The sequence below is a fragment of the Pseudorhizobium flavum genome (assembly GCF_044142885.1).
Classification (GTDB): Bacteria; Pseudomonadota; Alphaproteobacteria; order Rhizobiales; family Rhizobiaceae; genus Neorhizobium; species Neorhizobium flavum.
The window spans coordinates 1-956 of sequence record NZ_JBIOKZ010000032.1 but is presented as its reverse complement, the minus strand read 5'-3'; the positions used below and the strand labels follow the sequence as shown (position 1 = coordinate 956).

Annotated in this window: 1 protein-coding gene and 1 pseudogene; both read left to right on the top strand. The window is 62.9% G+C overall.

The window, feature by feature from the left end; all coding sequences use genetic code 11:
• Window positions 1-46: 46 nt before the first annotated feature.
• Window positions 47-112: pseudogene (locus tag ACEPP2_RS21170) on the top strand (hypothetical protein); the annotation flags it as partial.
• Window positions 113-358: 246 nt separating this feature from the next.
• Window positions 359-956, top strand: a 598-nt coding sequence (locus ACEPP2_RS21165) for a calcium-binding protein (protein WP_395517879.1), incomplete at its 3' end; no start/stop codon positions are given.

Sequence of the window (956 nt, the reverse complement as noted above, 5' to 3'; positions counted from 1 at the left end):
GGGCGGTGAGGGCCATGATCGGCTGTTCGGTGAGGATGGTGATGATGTGCTTCTTGGCGAAGCCGGCAATGACCTTCTGGAGGGCGGCGCTGGCGGCGACGATCTTTCCGGCGGCGGCGGCAATGATATGGTTCTCGGGGACGCGGGCGACGACGTCTTGCGGATGGGGCTTGCGGGCGAGGAGATGCGCCAGGGCAGCATCGCAGTCACTGACGGTGACGATGTCTATTCCGGCGGCGACGGCATGGACACGCTCGATGCGAGCAATGTTGATGCCGGCGTCGATATAGACCTCGATGCCGGCACCGCGACCGGCGAGACGATTGGTACCGATAAGGTGGAGGGGGTGGAGAATGTCGTGGGCAGCGCCCATGACGACACCATCACCGGTAACGAGGACGACAACACCATCCATGCTGGCGCTGGAGCCGACCTTCTGGCAGGCGGTGGCGGCGACGACGTCATCTGCGCCGAGGAAGGCGACGACGTGGTCGTGGTCTTTGCCTCCACACCGGATGACAGCGATGATGGGGATGATGGCGACGATGTCTATGACGGGGGAGACGGGATTGACACACTCGATCTCACCGCTCTCGTCGAAGCGGTCGTGGCCGATTTTGATGAACGATATGTCGAGGGTGACGAGATCGGCCGCGACACGATCAGCAACTTCGAGATCATTCGCGGCGGCCGGGGAAATGATCGGCTGAACGGCGGTAGCGGCAGCGATATCCTGCATGGCGCCGACGGCCACGACAGGCTGATTGGCCGCAGCGGCGATGACGTTCTTGTTGGCGGCGACGGTGATGACGCGATCGAAGGCGACCAGGGCAACGACACCTTCCTGGTGTTTGCCCGCGGGGCGTGGAACGCCGCCTCGGATGGCAATGACAGCTTTGACGGTGGTCTTGGAACCGACACCTATGATGCCTCTGCAACAAGGTCCGGCATCACCA